General features: G+C 57.7%; 12 protein-coding genes. 10 read left to right on the top strand and 2 right to left on the bottom strand.

The window, feature by feature from the left end:
- Positions 1-36 precede the first annotated feature (36 nt).
- Positions 37-342, bottom strand: a complete 306-nt coding sequence (locus H9X86_RS02095; RefSeq protein ID WP_204899937.1) for a carboxylate--amine ligase — start codon at positions 340-342, stop codon at positions 37-39.
- A gap of 502 nt (positions 343-844) precedes the next feature.
- Here H9X86_RS02095 and H9X86_RS02090 point away from each other — a divergent pair.
- From H9X86_RS02090 to galT, 7 genes are all read left to right on the top strand, one after another.
- On the top strand, positions 845-1,267 hold the full coding sequence (locus tag H9X86_RS02090) for a sigma-70 family RNA polymerase sigma factor (RefSeq protein WP_087399086.1): 423 nt from the start codon (positions 845-847) through the stop codon (positions 1,265-1,267).
- Between the two features lie 592 nt (positions 1,268-1,859).
- Positions 1,860-2,048: a hypothetical protein gene (locus H9X86_RS02085; protein WP_204899936.1), complete on the top strand. Its 189-nt coding sequence runs from the start codon at positions 1,860-1,862 to the stop codon at positions 2,046-2,048.
- Positions 2,035-3,699 (top strand): recombinase family protein, encoded by a 1,665-nt coding sequence (locus tag H9X86_RS02080; protein WP_243416786.1) that lies wholly within the window; start codon positions 2,035-2,037, stop codon positions 3,697-3,699. Before H9X86_RS02085 ends, H9X86_RS02080 begins: the two co-directional genes overlap by 14 nt.
- A gap of 444 nt (positions 3,700-4,143) precedes the next feature.
- Positions 4,144-5,202, top strand: a complete 1,059-nt coding sequence (locus H9X86_RS02075) for a LacI family DNA-binding transcriptional regulator (protein ID WP_204899935.1) — start codon at positions 4,144-4,146, stop codon at positions 5,200-5,202.
- 80 nt (positions 5,203-5,282) lie between these two features.
- On the top strand, positions 5,283-6,575 hold the full coding sequence (locus H9X86_RS02070) for a galactokinase (protein WP_204899934.1): 1,293 nt from the start codon (positions 5,283-5,285) through the stop codon (positions 6,573-6,575).
- Between the two features lie 35 nt (positions 6,576-6,610).
- Positions 6,611-7,600 carry a UDP-glucose 4-epimerase GalE gene (gene galE, locus H9X86_RS02065; RefSeq protein WP_204899933.1) on the top strand — a complete coding sequence of 330 codons (990 nt, stop codon included), beginning with the start codon at positions 6,611-6,613 and terminating at the stop codon, positions 7,598-7,600.
- Between the two features lie 16 nt (positions 7,601-7,616).
- On the top strand, positions 7,617-9,107 hold the full coding sequence (gene galT / locus H9X86_RS02060) for a UDP-glucose--hexose-1-phosphate uridylyltransferase (protein WP_204899932.1): 1,491 nt from the start codon (positions 7,617-7,619) through the stop codon (positions 9,105-9,107).
- A gap of 633 nt (positions 9,108-9,740) precedes the next feature.
- On the opposite strand, the gene H9X86_RS02055 is transcribed toward galT, so the two are convergent.
- Complete coding sequence (locus tag H9X86_RS02055) at positions 9,741-10,667, bottom strand: inorganic phosphate transporter (protein WP_204899931.1); 927 nt, start codon at positions 10,665-10,667, stop codon at positions 9,741-9,743.
- A 129-nt stretch (positions 10,668-10,796) separates the two neighbouring features.
- Here H9X86_RS02055 and H9X86_RS02050 point away from each other — a divergent pair, with 129 nt between their 5' ends.
- The 3 genes from H9X86_RS02050 (at position 10,797) to rpoD (ending at position 14,934) form a co-directional block, all read left to right on the top strand.
- Positions 10,797-11,801, top strand: a complete 1,005-nt coding sequence (locus H9X86_RS02050; protein ID WP_204899930.1) for a deoxyguanosinetriphosphate triphosphohydrolase — start codon at positions 10,797-10,799, stop codon at positions 11,799-11,801.
- A gap of 34 nt (positions 11,802-11,835) precedes the next feature.
- The gene (dnaG, locus tag H9X86_RS02045) at positions 11,836-13,614 is read left to right on the top strand and encodes a DNA primase (RefSeq protein WP_204899929.1); all 1,779 of its coding nucleotides are present in this window, start codon (positions 11,836-11,838) and stop codon (positions 13,612-13,614) included.
- A gap of 102 nt (positions 13,615-13,716) precedes the next feature.
- Positions 13,717-14,934, top strand: a complete 1,218-nt coding sequence (gene rpoD, locus H9X86_RS02040) for an RNA polymerase sigma factor RpoD (RefSeq protein WP_243416793.1) — start codon at positions 13,717-13,719, stop codon at positions 14,932-14,934.
- Positions 14,935-14,945 lie beyond the last annotated feature (11 nt).

Genomic DNA, 14,945 nt, shown 5'->3' with positions numbered 1-14,945 from the left:
AAACCTGGACTGAATCCGGGTTTCCCTTTTTGTGTTTTATTCAGGTTTTTCTGCAACTCCATAGTCGATCAAGATATTTTCATCCCCATGAGCAGGATAGACAATACCCATCATCTCGTAGTCGTAGCGTTTGACCTTACGGAACGGCTTTAACGGTTCCGGAGCGTAGGCAGCAGTTTGGCATCCTTCGTATTCTGGCATTCCTGCCAGGTCTTGGGCCGCTGCTTTAATCAGCGCCTCCGTGACTTCGTAGATGTCCGTGCCAAATTCCACGGCCACCAGCTCGTGTTTTGTCACAGCCTTCTCTATGCTTCCAGGGGATCGGTACAGAAGATATTTCATGTCGCTCAAACCTCCTCCTGTTGTTCTGTCTGCCATCATTTTAGCGTGGGAGCGTAGGAAACGCAATATGAATTAAACCTAATTTCAGTAAAAATACCATTTTCTTTCCATTTGTCAGCAAATTTCGACCTTCCGACTGTGTTATCATTCTTTCGACCGTAACTATATGATATACTAAAAGTTTACAGAAAGAGTGATGCCAGTGTGCTGTTCTTGTTAAAGCAAAACAACTGCATAACCAGCGGTATGGTAAAGAGGATTTTCTAAGCCGTCTCCCAAAACGGAATAGAAAATCCTCTTTTCTTTTTTTATTTGACAGACCAGGCTCTCAGGAACTTGTCTGTGTCAGGCATATCGAATTTTGTCGTAAAAACGATGAGATTCGATATGCCTTTTTTTATTTGCGTTGTGATTGGTTCATAGCGCACTGGCAGCCCTCCATAGCCGCATACCCGTAGCGGCTCCTTTGAATTTTCCAAAACATTTCAAAGGAGTTGCTACTATGAAATTTATTGATTTGAGAAAAGAATATCCTCATCTGGATTCTACATATTCCGAATATCCTGTTTCCTATAAGATTGACGCTGTATTTGAGGAGTACCGACTGGCAGAGCAGGCACTGGAAAAGCGCAGAACTCGCAATGGGGACGTAGTGTCTTTGGATTCTGATCCTGGTATCGAAGCGCATATCGCAGATCATCAGCCTGGGCCGGAGGATGAAACGATAAAGCACATTCAGAATGAGGCGCTTTATAAGGCCCTGCGCTCTATCCCCAGAAAGCAGGCAGAGCGGATTTACGCTTACTACTTCATGGATATGACGTTGGACGAGATTGCTGAGGCAGAAGGAGTTTATAAATCGGCGGTTCGCAAAAGCATCATGCTTGGAAAACAAAAGCTGAAAGAAATCCTGTTGCAGGATTAACATTCGCTCAACGAGATTACTTCATTACGGTCAAACAGAATGCCGAATGTGCGTAATTTGTCAAAAATTTTATTGAGAAATTTTTCTGTTTTGGGTGTACTTTTGGCCTCCAGATGTCCTTGTTAGTAGAGGGGTTTTTACTTCTCGGTGAACCTTGATAATGGAATATCGGCAGCATGAGCAGGTACGTCACTGTGCCAATGCAATCTTTCGTTTACCGCCATGACCATCGGATATGCCGATAAGAGCGATCTATAAGCGATACGCCTGGATGCCTATGGCACATTCAGGAGGAGTGCAGCACAGATATAATGGTACTTCCAAACGGTGGCCTCCCACGTAAGAGGGGGAACCCTGCGGCGCACGGCCCGACCGACGCTGTGGAGTTATGAATCGTCCTCGCCACGGACAACCTGCCATGTTCCCACTTCGCCAGGGGTTCGATAAATGTGGCGACGAGTATGACCATCATATTCAAAGTCAGATACCACGCACTGGCAGCGCAAGTTGCCAGTGCGTTCATGTGACTTTGAAAGCAATTACATCATAGCGTTTGCCCGGATTGCATAAGGTAACGAGAGGAGGTTTGGCCATGAATGAGATTGACCGTGAGGTTGGGCTGATTCTTTTGAAACGATTGTGGCAGCGGAATATGATCTCAGAAGATCTCTATCTCTCTGCCAGCTGCTCTCGGTTTTTTGACAGAAAGCATTTTACCCATTATGCTGAGGATAAACCTTTACAAAACCAAAAGGAGGATCAGCGGCATGATGACTATTAGAAAGCTGCGAGAGCAAATGCGAATGGGCAGGTCAATCTATGACCTGCCCCTGCGGGTTACATATTACGCCCGTGTATCCACGGAAAAGGTGGAACAGCAAGGAAGCCTGGAAAACCAGGTTCAGTATTATACGGAGTTCATTCAGAAAAACCCAAACTGGACATTCGTGCAAGGCTATGTGGATGAAGGTATTTCCGGCACCAGTACCTATAAGCGGGAGAGTTTTCTGCGTATGATTGACGATGCCCACAGGGGCCTGTTTGATTTCATCATCACCAAAGAGATTTCCCGTTTTTCCAGAAGTACGCTGGACAGCATCCAGTATACACAGGAGCTGTTGGATGCCAATGTAGGTGTCCTCTTTCAGAACGACAACATCAACACTCTGGACACCGACAGCGAGTTTCGTTTGGTGGTCATGGCAGGCGTGGCCCAGGATGAGGTGCGGAAGCTGTCTGAACGCCTGAAATTTGGCTTTCGGCAGTCCATCAAGAACGGCCATGTGCTGGGCAACAACCGACTGTGGGGCTATGACAAGAAGGACTGCAAACTGACCATCATCCCGGAACAGGCCGAGGCGGTGAAGCTCGTTTTTGAACTTTACGCCACCGGCAAGTATGGAATCCGAAAAATCGCCCAGGAGCTGACCCGGCGGGGACACACCAGTCTGCTGGGCAATGAGTTCAATCAGCTTACCATCAAACACATGCTGACCAACCCCAAATACAAGGGGTGGTACTGTGGGAACAAAACCCAGACGCTGGACTATCGTACCAAGAAGAAAGCCTTTTTGGAGGAAAGCGAATGGGTCATGTATCCAGACCCCAATATCCCGGCCATTGTCTCGGAAGAATTGTGGGATCGTGCCAATGCCATCTTCAAGCAGCGCAGCAGAGAGGTTCGGACAAAATCCACCAGCTACCATAACCGCTATGCATACAGCGGAAAGATCGTCTGCGGTATCCATGGCACCAGCCTCCAACGACAGTCCTTCAAAACCCAAAAGGGTGTGCGGGAGTTCTGGCGATGCAAAATGTACCGCCAGAAAGGGAAGGATGCATGCAGCCTGCCGTCTGTTCGCAGCGATGAAGTAGATCTCGTTTTAGCAGACCTGTTTCAAAAAGTGGTAACAGAGAAAGCACAGATCATCCGGCTGGTGCTGAACAGTATCGGGGAAACCGACAACAGCGTGGACTACTCTGCGCAGATCGGGCGAATTGAGGTGCAGATCGGCCAGATTGAGGAGAAGAAAGATAAGCTGCTGGAGCTGAGCATGGCGGATGCCATTACCCTTTCAGAGTTCAAGGTGCGTAATGACCGATTCAACCGCCAGATCTCCGCCCTGGAGGAACAAAAGGCGACCCTGCAACAGCAGGAGCAAGTCCAAAAAGGAACGGAGATAAATGCCGAAGCGCTGGAAAAAGCACTCTGGGAGGAACTGGATTTTACAAACGGGATTCACTCTGAAGTTGTGGCAACGATTCTGGATCATATTGTGGTGCTGGAGCAAAGCAATGACAAGCAAATCTATTTAGAGGTCTATCTGAGACTGGGGCAACGGGCTTCAGTCCATTTTCAACGGGGCGAATTAGTCCTTTGCAATAGTCCTTCTTTACGATGTGTGCCACCAGGCGCAGATTGTGCTCAATGAGTTTGTCTCTGGCGTCGCTGTCCCCCTCTGCCATGCGCTGCAAGCACTCCTGCTCCTCCTCCCGGCTCAGGGCAGGGGGGAAGGAGCCGGTATTGTTGGCCAGACGCAGGGTGAAGAACAGCCCGTTGAGCATCAGTAAAAGCCATGCCGTCCACATGGTCACCACCTCCATGGGGAAGTGTATGCACCATCAGCGTGTCCTTATTTGTCCTCAATGGCCAATGATAAGCACTTTTGGTGGGCTTAACCTGTCCCTTCTGTACCCGGGTTGGACGAGCATGACCGAAGGGTCTGCTGCATAGGCTTGGACATGTGCCTTGGCAGCTCAGGTGTCTATGGCTTCCAAAGAGAAAAGAGTGCATAAAAACTGTTGGAAAAGGTGATTGCTATTTGGCGAAAATAATGATAGAATAATTTTTACCAAAATGAAAGGGGGAGAAGCCCATGGCGACGCTCAAGGAGATCTCCCAGCGCACCGGATATTCGCCTGCCACCATTTCCCGGATCCTGTCCGGAGACCCTCATCTGTCCGTCACTCCGGAGGCTCGCCGAAAGGTACTGGAAGAGGCGGGACGGCTCAACTATTCCCAGACAAAAAGCAGACGAGGCCGTACACCCAAGGGGGTACTGCGGGTGGGGATTGCGGAAATGCTCTCCCCGGTGCAGCAGTTGGACGACCCCTACTATCTGTACCTGAGCGGATTTGTGCGCCAGCGCTGCCTGGACAAGCGCTATACCGCCGTGCCCCTGGAAAATCGGGGCAGCGAGTTTGTGGTTCCCACAGGAGGGGAGAAGCTGGACGGCATCATTGCCATTGGCCTGTTTGAGCCGGATCAGATCCGCTCCCTGTCCACCCTATCCCCCAACCTGGTGTTTGTGGACTCCTCACCCCGGGAGAGCGAGCATGATTCGGTGGTGCTCAACTACTCTCTGGGTATCTCCCTGGCTCTGGAGCACCTGGAAAAGCTGGGACATCGGAAAATTGGCTTCATCGGCCCCGAGTGGAAGTACGATGACCTGCGCCAGCGGGCCTTGGAGACCCGGCGCAAGCTCTTTGTGGAGCAGATGCAGCTGCGGGGCACCCTGCGGGAGGAATGGCTGCTGGAATGCCCCATGCAGACCGACGAAGCGGCCCAGGCGGTGGAACAATTCCTGTCCCGTGGCGGGGAACGGCCCACTGCCTTTGTGGCAGCCAACGAAGAGGTGGCCATTGGAGCTGTGCGGGCCATGCGGGAGCTGGACATCTCGGTACCCCGCCAGATTTCCGTGGTGTCCTTCAATGACACCCCCCGTTCTGCCCTGGTGGATCCCCCCCTGACCTCCATCTCCGCCCATGTGGAGCAGATGGCCATTACCGCCCTGGACCTGCTGCGGGCAAGGGTGCCTCTGCCTGGTCGGGAGGCTGAGCGGACGATTCCCTTGAAAGTGGTGGTGCCGCCCACGATGATTGAGCGAAAGAGCACAACTTTCGCCCCGGAATTTGTGCAAGGCAACGAAGAATAAAAAGTGAGAAAAAATTGGTTGAATTTTTACTAAAATAAATATATACTTTGGGTACAAATCAAAATACGAGGTGAAAGGAAATGCGAGATTGCAACAAGCTCCTGGAGGAGCTGAAGGCGGGCCAGCTGGCCGGAGATCTGGCACGGGTGTATGACATCCACGACGGCGGAAAATCTGTGGAGGAGGGACTGCAGCGCAGCATCCATGTCACAGAGGAGTTCGTCAAGCTCTTCGGGAACCGGGAGGGCGTGGGCCTGTACACTGGCCCCGGGCGCACCGAGATCTGCGGCAACCACACCGACCACCAGCGTGGCCGGGTTCTGGCGGCTGCTGTGGATCTGGATTTCCTGGTGTGTGCTGCCCCCAACGGCACCAACACCATCCGATTCATGTCCGAGGGCTGGCACATGGTGGAGGTCAACTTGGACAACCTGGAGCCTGTGGACGGGGAGCAGGAGAGCACCGCCGCCCTGGTGCGTGGCGTGGCCGCCGGCATCGCCCAGCGGGGCTACACCCCTGTGGGCTTTGACGCCTATGCCACCAGCAAGGTGCTGCCCGGCTCCGGCCTGTCCTCCTCCGCCGCCTGCGAGGTGACCATCGGGGTCATCCTCAACCACCTGGCGTGTGGGGACGCCTTGGACGCGGTGACCATCGCCCAGATCGGCCAGTATGCGGAAAACGTGTTCTTCGGCAAGCCCTGCGGGCTGATGGATCAGACCGCCTCCTCTGTGGGCGGGGCGGTGGCCATCGACTTTGCCGACACTGCCAACCCTGTGGTGCGGCCCATCCAGGTGGATCTGGCCGGGTACGGCTACGCCCTGTGCATCATCGACTCCGGGGCGGACCACGCCGACCTCACTGCTGAGTACGCCGCCATTCCCCAGGAGATGAAGGCGGTGGCCCAGTACTTCGGCTGTGAAGTGCTGCGGGAAGTGGACGAGAGCCGCATCTGGGCAGAGATGCCCGGCTTGCGCAAGAAGGTGGGGGACCGGGCAGTGCTGCGGGCGCTGCACTTCTTCGCCGACGATGCCCGAGTGGCTCAGGAGGCGGACGCTCTGGAGCGGGGCGACTTTGACGCCTTCCTGAAGGTGGTGCAGCAGTCCGGGGAGTCCTCCTGGATGTACTTACAGAACATTGCCCCCACCGGAGCCGTGGCGGAGCAGGCTATGGCTGTGGCTCTGGCCACCGCCGCCCATGCCCTCCAGGGCCGGGGCGCTTACCGGGTCCACGGCGGCGGCTTTGCCGGCACCATCCAGGCCTTCGTGCCTCTGGATATGCTGGACGGCTTTAAGGCCCAGGTGGAGTCTGTGCTGGGCGAGGGCAGCTGCCATGTGCTCACGGTGCGTGCCGTGGGCGGTGCCGTTGTGTGCTAAATTTAGGGTATAGGATAGGAAAGGAGCGTATTCTTATGGCAATTTTGGTTCTGGGCGGAGCTGGTTACATCGGTTCCCACACTGTTTATGAACTCATCGACGCTGGCCGTGATGTGGTGGTGGCAGACAACCTGCTCACCGGGTTCAAGGAGGCGGTGCATCCCAAGGCTCGCTTCTATCAGCTGGACATCCGGGATCGGGGCGCCCTGGACACCCTGTTCCAGGCGGAGGACATCGAGGGCGTCATCCACTTTGCCGCCTCCTCTCAGGTGGGCGAGTCCATGTTTAACCCCCTGAAGTATTATGACAACAACCTCTACGGCACCATGGTGCTGCTCCAGTCCATGGTGGCCCACGGGGTGGACAAGATCGTGTTCTCCTCCACCGCCGCCACTTACGGCGAGCCCGAGTCGGTGCCCATTCTGGAGACCGACCGCACTGAGCCCACCAGCTGCTACGGTGAGACCAAGCTGTCCATGGAGCACATGATGAGCTGGGTGTCCAAGGCCCACGGCCTGCGCTATGTGGCTCTGCGCTACTTCAACGCCTGCGGCGCCCACGCCTCCGGCAAGATCGGCGAGGCCCACAACCCCGAGACCCACCTGATCCCCCTGATCCTCCAGGTGCCCAATGGCCAGCGTGAGAAGATCTCCATTTTTGGCGACGACTACCCCACTCCCGACGGTACCTGCATCCGGGACTACATCCACGTCACCGACCTGGCCCAGGCCCACATCCTGGCTCTGGACTACCTGATGAACGGCGGCGAGAACAACGTGTTCAACCTGGGCAACGGCGTGGGCTTCTCCGTCAATGAGGTCATCGAGGTAGCCCGTGCCGTCACCGGCCATCCCATCCCCGCTGAGGTCACACCCCGCCGGGCCGGCGACCCCGCCCAGCTCATTGCCTCCTCTGAGAAGGCCAAGACCGTGCTGGGCTGGAAGCCTCAGTATGACGATCTGAACACCATCGTCTCCTCCGCCTGGAACTGGCACAAGGCCCATCCCCACGGCTACGAGGACTAAGGGAGGAGCACGAGAGATGAACGAGGCCATTTCCAAGCTGATTACTTACGCCGTCCGCACCGGACTCATTGAGCCCTGTGAGACCACCTGGGCCACCAATGCGGTGCTGGAGGTTCTGAAGCTGGACAGCTACACCGACCCCGGACAGGAGTGGGGGGACATCGACCTGGCCGCTGTGCTGGATGAGCTGCTGGACGATGCCTATGCCCGTGGTGTGCTCACCGAGAACTCTGTGGTGTACCGGGACCTCTTTGACACCGCTATCATGGGTGTGCTCACCCCCCGTCCCAGCCAGGTGCGGGCCAAGTTTGAGGCTCTGTACAAGGAGGACCCGGAGAAGGCCACGGACTGGTACTACACCCTGTCCCAGGACACCAACTACATCCGCCGGGACCGCATCGCCCGTGACGTGCGGTGGAAGGCGGACACCGAGTACGGGGAGATGGACATCACCATCAACCTCTCCAAGCCGGAGAAGGACCCCAAGGCCATTGCCGCTGCCCGCAATCTCCCCGCCTCCAACTATCCCCGCTGCCAGCTGTGTGCGGAGAATGAGGGCTATGCCGGACGGGTGAACCACCCCGCCCGCCAGAACCACCGCATTGTGCCTATTACCATCAACAACTCCCCCTGGTTCTTGCAGTACTCCCCTTATGTGTACTACAACGAGCACTGCATCTGCTTCAACCAGGAGCATACCCCCATGAAGATCGACCGGGCCTGCTTCGGAAAGCTGCTGGACTTTGTCCGCCAGTACCCCCACTACTTCGTGGGCTCCAATGCCGACCTGCCCATCGTGGGCGGCTCCATCCTGGCCCATGACCACTTCCAGGGCGGACGCTACACCTTCGCCATGGCCACCGCTCCCGTGGAGACTCCCGTCACCTTCGCCGGGTTTGAGGACGTGGCTGCCGGTATCGTTAAGTGGCCCATGTCCGTCATCCGTATCTCCAGTGAAAATCCGGAGCGATTGGTGGATCTGGCCGACAAGATCTTGCAGAGCTGGAGAGGGTATACCGACGAGGCTGCCTTCATCTTTGCCGAGACCGATGGGGAGCCCCACAACACCATCACCCCCATTGCCCGGATGCGGGACGGCAAGTATGAGCTGGATCTGGTGCTGCGCAACAACATTACCACCGAGGAGTATCCTCTGGGTGTGTACCATCCCCACCAGGAGCTGCACCACATCAAGAAGGAGAACATCGGCCTCATCGAGGTCATGGGTCTGGCCGTTCTCCCCGCCCGTCTGAAGCAGGAGCTGGCCCAGGTGGCCGACTGCCTGGCCAATGGCGGCGATCTGCGGGCCGACGAGGCCACCGCCAAGCACGCCGACTGGGCTGAGGGTTTTAAGGCCAAGTACGAGAACATCAACCAGGACAACGCCTGGGACATCGTCAAGTACGAGACCGGCCTGGTGTTTGCCAAGGTGCTGGAGCACGCTGGCGTGTATAAGCGTACCCCCGAGGGCAAAGAGCAGTTCCTCAAGTTCATCGCACAGGTGTAAGACAACAAAACATGATCCCGAAGCTGCGGTTGTGGCTTCGGGATCTTTTGCTGTCTGGGGAGCCTGACTTTCCACCACGTCTCTTGTGCACACTTGCCAGCCTGGCAAGTACGCTCCGCTGGGCCCGATTTTTGAGCGGACAAAAATCGGGGAAAAACCCGCTTAGGGCGTTCCCCCCTAAGAACCTCCCTTGGGTCAGAAGACCTATGGCTCTGGATAAACGCCAACCGGCCCAGGGATAAGCTGATACTCCTGTGCCGCTGCATCCGCTGCCGCTCGACTTCCCAGGTTGGATAACACCTGCCTCAGAAGCACAGGGCCGGTGTTGGGTGTAAGATGACAGTTCCTGCCATGCACCGACGCTTTTGCCAAAGAAAAACTGCACTGCTACTTCGTAGGCATCAGCGGCAGCGGCGCAAGGAGCACAGGCTGTCCCAATACCTCAGCGGCGGTATGGGTTGCTCCGGCACCTGTCCCAAGTACCCCAGGGGGTTCCCAGGGGGAAAGCCTGGGCGATTCTTTCCCCGATTTCTCATCGCTGAGAAATCGGGCCCAGCGGAGCGTATACCACCAGGTTGGCAAGCCTAGGATATGGAAATGGTAGGAGAACAAACTCCCATCCCGGGTTTGCCCTCACCTCAACAGGAGGGCAAACCCATACCCCAACCCCATACAGGCGGGGAAGGTGAGCACCCACACCAAAAGCAGCTGACCCACCACCCCCCGCTGGGGTCGGGACGATGCCCCGCAGATGGCGGCCACCTTGGCGTGGCTGGTGGACACAGGCAGACCCAACAGGGAGCACACACCCAGCACAACCCCGGTGGCCAGGTCGGCAGACAACCCCTGGGTGGGGGTGAGGTGTGCCAGCTCATGGCCGATCTTCTCCACGATGGGCTTTCCGCCCAAGGCGGTGCCCAGGGCCATGACAGCAGCTGTGAGAAAGAGAAATGAGAGGGGCGGTTGGGTGGCGCTGACCCCATAGGCCATGAGCAGCAGGGGTAAAAACTTCTGCCCGTCCTGGGCCCCGTGGAGAAAGGCGGTGAGGGCGGCGGTGAAGCGCTGCCAGAACATAGGGTTGTGGGGGATGCCGGCCAGTTTACGGCAGATGACCCGCCCGGTAACCGCTCCTGCGGGGAGGGAGAGCATCAGCCCCGCCGCCACTGCCCCCCAGGCGGAGGGCTGGATCTCCGCTCCCAGGGCCAGAGCAGCGCCGGACAGACCTGCCAGCAGCGCATGGCTCTCGCTGGTAGGCAGCCCAAACCGCCACGCCGCCACACCCCATACGATCACCGCCAGCAACGCCCCGCACAGCCCGGCTCGGGTGGCGGCAGGGGAGGAGAAGCGCACCAGATGTTCCATGGTGGCAGCCACGGCGGGAAAGAGAAGACAGGCCAGCGTCACCCCTGCAAAGTTGCACACTGCGGCCAATGCCACAGCAGGACGGAAGGACATGGCTCCAGAGCCCACGGCGGTGGCAATGGCGTTGGGGGCGTCCGTCCAGCCGTTGACCAAAATGACACACAGCACCAACAGCATCAAGGTGATGGATTGAGTCATGAGACATCCCTCCTTGGGATACCCTATGGAGGGGACATCCGGTGTATGAAAAAATTTTTCAAAAAAAGAAGGATTCCGTACAGTTATAGAGTATACAGTCATAGGAAGTATCGTGAAGGAGGGGTGCAAATGGAAATTCGTACCTATGCCGAGGAGTTGGAGCGACAAATCCTCTCTCCCCGCGCCTGCCTTGCGGCTGAGTCCAAAGGCCGGGCGGTGGACATCCCTCCCTGTCCCATGCGCACCTGTTTCCAGCGGGATGTGGATCGGGTCATCCACTGCAAGGCGTTTCGGCGGCTGATGCACAAGACCCAGGTATTCCTCCAGCCCGAGGGGGATCACTACCGCACCCGCATGACCCACACCCTGGAGGTCTCAGGCATTGCCCGGAGCATGGCCCGGGCTTTGCGCTTAAACCAAGACCTCACCGAGGCCGCCGCCCTGGCCCACGATTTGGGCCATACCCCCTTCGGCCACGCCGGAGAGCGGGCCTTAAGCCGCATGGTGGAGGGTGGTTTCCGCCACTACGAGCAGTCCTTGCGGGTGGTAGATCGGCTGGAGCGGGACGGCGCTGGGCTGAACCTGTGCTATGAGGTGCGCCGTGGCATTCTATGCCACACCACCGGCCCCATGGCGGAGACGTTGGAGGGGCAGCTGGTGCGATATGCTGATAAGATCGCCTATATCAACCATGACATTGACGACGCCATGCGGGGTGGCATCATCTACCCCACCGATATCCCGATGCATATCTCCCAGGTGCTGGGCTACACCCATGGGGAGCGCATTGAGCGCCTGGTGCTGGACATTGTGGAGCATAGCCAGGAGGGGATGGAGATTCACCAGTCCCCGGAAGTGGCCAAGGCCATGGCGGAGCTGAAAAACTTTATGTTCGAGGCGGTATACTTCAATCCCCGTGCCAAGGGGGAGGAGTCCAAGGCGGAGGACATGATCTGTCATATGTTTGAGTACTACTGCAAGCACCATGACCAGTTGCCCGGAGAGTACCAGGACATTCTGGTGCGAGAGGGCGTGGAGCGGGCGGTCACCGACTACATCGCCGGCATGAGCGACGCCTATGCCGTGGAGAAATTTGAAGAACTGTTCATCCCCATGCGGTGGATGGTGAAATAAAAGGACGATTTTGGGCTAGAATGGAGGTGGCACCATGGCCATACCGGAACAATTTTTGGACGAGCTGAGCAGCAGACTCAACATTGTGGACGTGGTGTCCGCCTACGTCCCCCTCACCCGGAAGGGGGGCAACTACTGGGGCCTGTGCCCCTTCCACCGGGAGAAAACCCCCTCTTTCTCGGTCAGCGAGAGCAAGCAGATTTTCCACTGCTTTGGCTGCGGCAAGGGAGGCGGGGCCGTGCGCTTTGTCATGGAGGTGGAAAACCTGCCCTTTCCCGAGGCGGTGCGAAAGCTGGCCGCCCAGGCGGGAATGGAGGTGCCTGAGGACAACTCCAATGGAGCGTGGCGGGAGAAGCGTCAGCGCATTCTGGAACTGAATAAGGAAGCTGCCCGGTTCTACCGTGCCATGCTGTCCCAGCCCGAGGGGCAGCGGGTGGCGGAGTATATTGCCAAGAAGCGGCGCATCAGCCCCAAATTTTCCGCCCGGTTTGGCCTGGGTGCTGCTCCTGATGCCTGGGACAGGCTCATTTTGGCCATGCGGGAGAAGGGGTATGACAAGGCCGATCTCATTGAGGCGGGTCTGGCTGTGGCGGGAAAAAACGGCGGGGTGTACGATAAGTACCGCAACCGCCTGATGCTGCCCGTCATCGACGTGCGGGGCAATGTCATCGGCTTTACCAGCCGGGTCATGGACGACTCCACCCCCAAGTATTTGAATACTCCGGAGACCGCCATCTTCAAAAAGCGGTCGATTTTGTACGGCCTCAACTATGCCAAAAACACCAAGCGGCCCAACATGATTTTGGTGGAGGGCAATATTGACGTGATCACCCTGCACCAGGCGGGATTTGACAACACCATTGCCACCATGGGCACCGCCCTCACCGAGGAGCACATCAAGATCCTGGAGAAGTACACCCAGGAGCTGGTGCTGTGCTACGACAACGACAATGCGGGGGTGGATGCCACCCAGCGGGCCATTGCTCTGCTGAAAGGCTCCCAGCTGAGTGTAAAAGTGCTCCAGCTGCCCCGACGGCGAGACGACAGCGGCCAGCTGGTGAAGCAGGATGCCGACGACTTCATCAAGCACCAAGGCCCTGAGGTATTTGAAGGACTGCTCCAAGGCTGCGCCAACTCGGTGGAATACCGCCTGGAGGAGGTGCGCCAGGGCTTTGATCTGAGCCAGGACGACCAAAAAGCCCAGTACTTGCAGGCCGCAGCCGGTCTGGTGGCGGGACTGAACAGCCCGGTGGAGCGGGAGATCTATGGCAACCGAGCCGCCGATGCCGCCGGAATCAGCCGGGAGGCCATGGCCCAAGAGGTGGAGCAGCAGCGCCGCCAAAAGGGCAGACAAGCCAGGCGGCAGGAGGAGCGGCGCAGTCTTACCCCCACCCAGACCCTCCAGCCCAAGCAGCGGGAGCTGCGCTACACCAATGTGCGCTCAGCTCTGGCTGAGGAGGGGGTACTGCGGGTGGTGCTGCTGGACGGCAGCTACTTTGCCCAGCTGGAGGACTTGCAGGAGTCCGACTTTTCTGCCCCTCTATTGGGCAGGGCCTACGGGCTGCTGCGCCGGCGGTGGCAGGAGGGCAAGCCGGTGACCCTGGCGGCTTTGGACGGGGTGTTTACCCCCGAGGAGATGGATCATCTCTCGTCGGTGGTGCAGCAGCCCCAGCCCATGCACACCGCCCAGGCAGCCCTGAGCGACTATAAGCAAACCATCCTTGCGCAACACCGCAAGGCAGACATACACAGCGGCCAGGACTTGGCCCAACTCAGAGACTTACTCAAACAGAAAAAAAGCTACGGAGGATGAAGACCCATGAGTGAAAAGAAGAAAAACGGAAAAAAATCCGAGGTGACATCGGGCATCAGCATGGTCAGCAAGGAGAAATTCGAGAGCGCCAAGGCTGAGCTGATGAAGCTGGTGGATGGCATCCAGGGCGGCGAGCGCCTGGTGGAGCTGGTGGATGCCGGCTATAAGAAGGGCAAACTGTCCTCCAGCGAGATGATGGAAGTGCTGGAGTCCATGAACCTGGAGAGCGAGCAGATGGACAAGATGTACGACATCATGGAGAATCTGGGGGTGGATGCCGCCGGTGAGGACGATTTGATGCCCATTCTTTCCGAGGAGGACCTGATGCCCCCCGCCGAGGACATGGAGGAGTTCAACGAGGAGGAGCTGGTAGACCCCAACACCCTGGTGGATTCCTTCGCCATTGACGACCCCGTGCGGATGTACCTCAAGGAGATCGGCAAGGTGGATCTGCTCTCCCCGGATCAGGAGATCGAGCTGGCCCAGACCATGGGTGCTGGTGCTGCTGCCAAGGAGCAGCTCAGCGAGCTGGAGGCCTCTGGGGAGGAGATTCCCGACGAGGTGCGCCAGGAGCTGGAGAAGGCCATCCGTGCCGGTGAGCGCACCAAGCAGAAGCTGGCCGAGGCCAACCTGCGTCTGGTGGTGTCCATTGCCAAGCGGTATGTGGGCCGTGGTATGCTGTTTTTGGATCTGATCCAGGAGGGCAATCTGGGCCTGATCAAGGCGGTGGAGAAGTTCGACTACACCAAGGGTTACAAGTTCTCCACCTACGCCACCTGGTGGATCCGTCAGGCCATCACCCGTGCCATTGCCGACCAGGCCCGCACCATCCGCATCCCTGTGCACATGGTGGAGACCATCAACAAGGTCATCCGGGTCAACCGTCAGCTGCTCCAGGAGCTGGGCCACGATCCCACCCCTGAGGAAACTGCCGCCGAGATGAACATGCCGGTGGAGAAGGTGCGGGAGATCCTGAAGATCGCCCAGGAGCCTGTGTCCCTGGAGACCCCCATCGGCGAGGAGGAGGACAGCCACCTGGGTGACTTCATCCCCGACGAGGACGCCTCCGAGCCCTCCGAGGCCGCTTCCTTCACTCTGCTCAAGGAGCAGCTGGTGGACGTGCTGTCCACCCTCACCCCCCGGGAGGAGAAGGTCTTGAAGCTGCGTTTCGGCATTGAGGACGGCCGTACCCGCACCCTGGAGGAAGTGGGTAAGGAGTTCAACGTCACCCGTGAGCGCATCCGTCAGATCGAGGCCAAGGCCCTGCGCAAGCTGCGCCATCCCAGCCGCTCCAAGAAGCTCAAGGACTTTTTGAGCTAAGATAGACGGCC

Source organism: Pseudoflavonifractor capillosus, assembly GCF_016902575.1.
GTDB classification, from domain to species: Bacteria; Bacillota; Clostridia; order Oscillospirales; family Oscillospiraceae; genus Enterenecus; species Enterenecus capillosus_A.
Note: the sequence above shows the minus strand (reverse complement) of the source record. Positions and strands in the feature narration are given on the sequence as shown.

What these genes read in the sequence shown, in the direction of transcription:
- rpoD (WP_243416793.1), top strand. Translation starts at nt 13,717, where the DNA reads ATGAAGCTGGTGGATGGCATCCAGGGCGGCGAGCGCCTGGTGGAGCTG.
- H9X86_RS02075 (WP_204899935.1), top strand. Translation starts at nt 4,144, where the DNA reads ATGGCGACGCTCAAGGAGATCTCCCAGCGCACCGGATATTCGCCTGCC.
- dnaG (WP_204899929.1), top strand. Translation starts at nt 11,836, where the DNA reads ATGGCCATACCGGAACAATTTTTGGACGAGCTGAGCAGCAGACTCAAC.
- H9X86_RS02085 (WP_204899936.1), top strand. Translation starts at nt 1,860, where the DNA reads ATGAATGAGATTGACCGTGAGGTTGGGCTGATTCTTTTGAAACGATTG.
- H9X86_RS02080 (WP_243416786.1), top strand. Translation starts at nt 2,035, where the DNA reads ATGATGACTATTAGAAAGCTGCGAGAGCAAATGCGAATGGGCAGGTCA.
- H9X86_RS02070 (WP_204899934.1), top strand. Translation starts at nt 5,283, where the DNA reads ATGCGAGATTGCAACAAGCTCCTGGAGGAGCTGAAGGCGGGCCAGCTG.
- H9X86_RS02095 (WP_204899937.1), bottom strand. Translation starts at nt 342, where the DNA reads ATGAAATATCTTCTGTACCGATCCCCTGGAAGCATAGAGAAGGCTGTG.
- H9X86_RS02055 (WP_204899931.1), bottom strand. Translation starts at nt 10,667, where the DNA reads ATGACTCAATCCATCACCTTGATGCTGTTGGTGCTGTGTGTCATTTTG.
- galT (WP_204899932.1), top strand. Translation starts at nt 7,617, where the DNA reads ATGAACGAGGCCATTTCCAAGCTGATTACTTACGCCGTCCGCACCGGA.
- galE (WP_204899933.1), top strand. Translation starts at nt 6,611, where the DNA reads ATGGCAATTTTGGTTCTGGGCGGAGCTGGTTACATCGGTTCCCACACT.
- H9X86_RS02050 (WP_204899930.1), top strand. Translation starts at nt 10,797, where the DNA reads ATGGAAATTCGTACCTATGCCGAGGAGTTGGAGCGACAAATCCTCTCT.
- H9X86_RS02090 (WP_087399086.1), top strand. Translation starts at nt 845, where the DNA reads ATGAAATTTATTGATTTGAGAAAAGAATATCCTCATCTGGATTCTACA.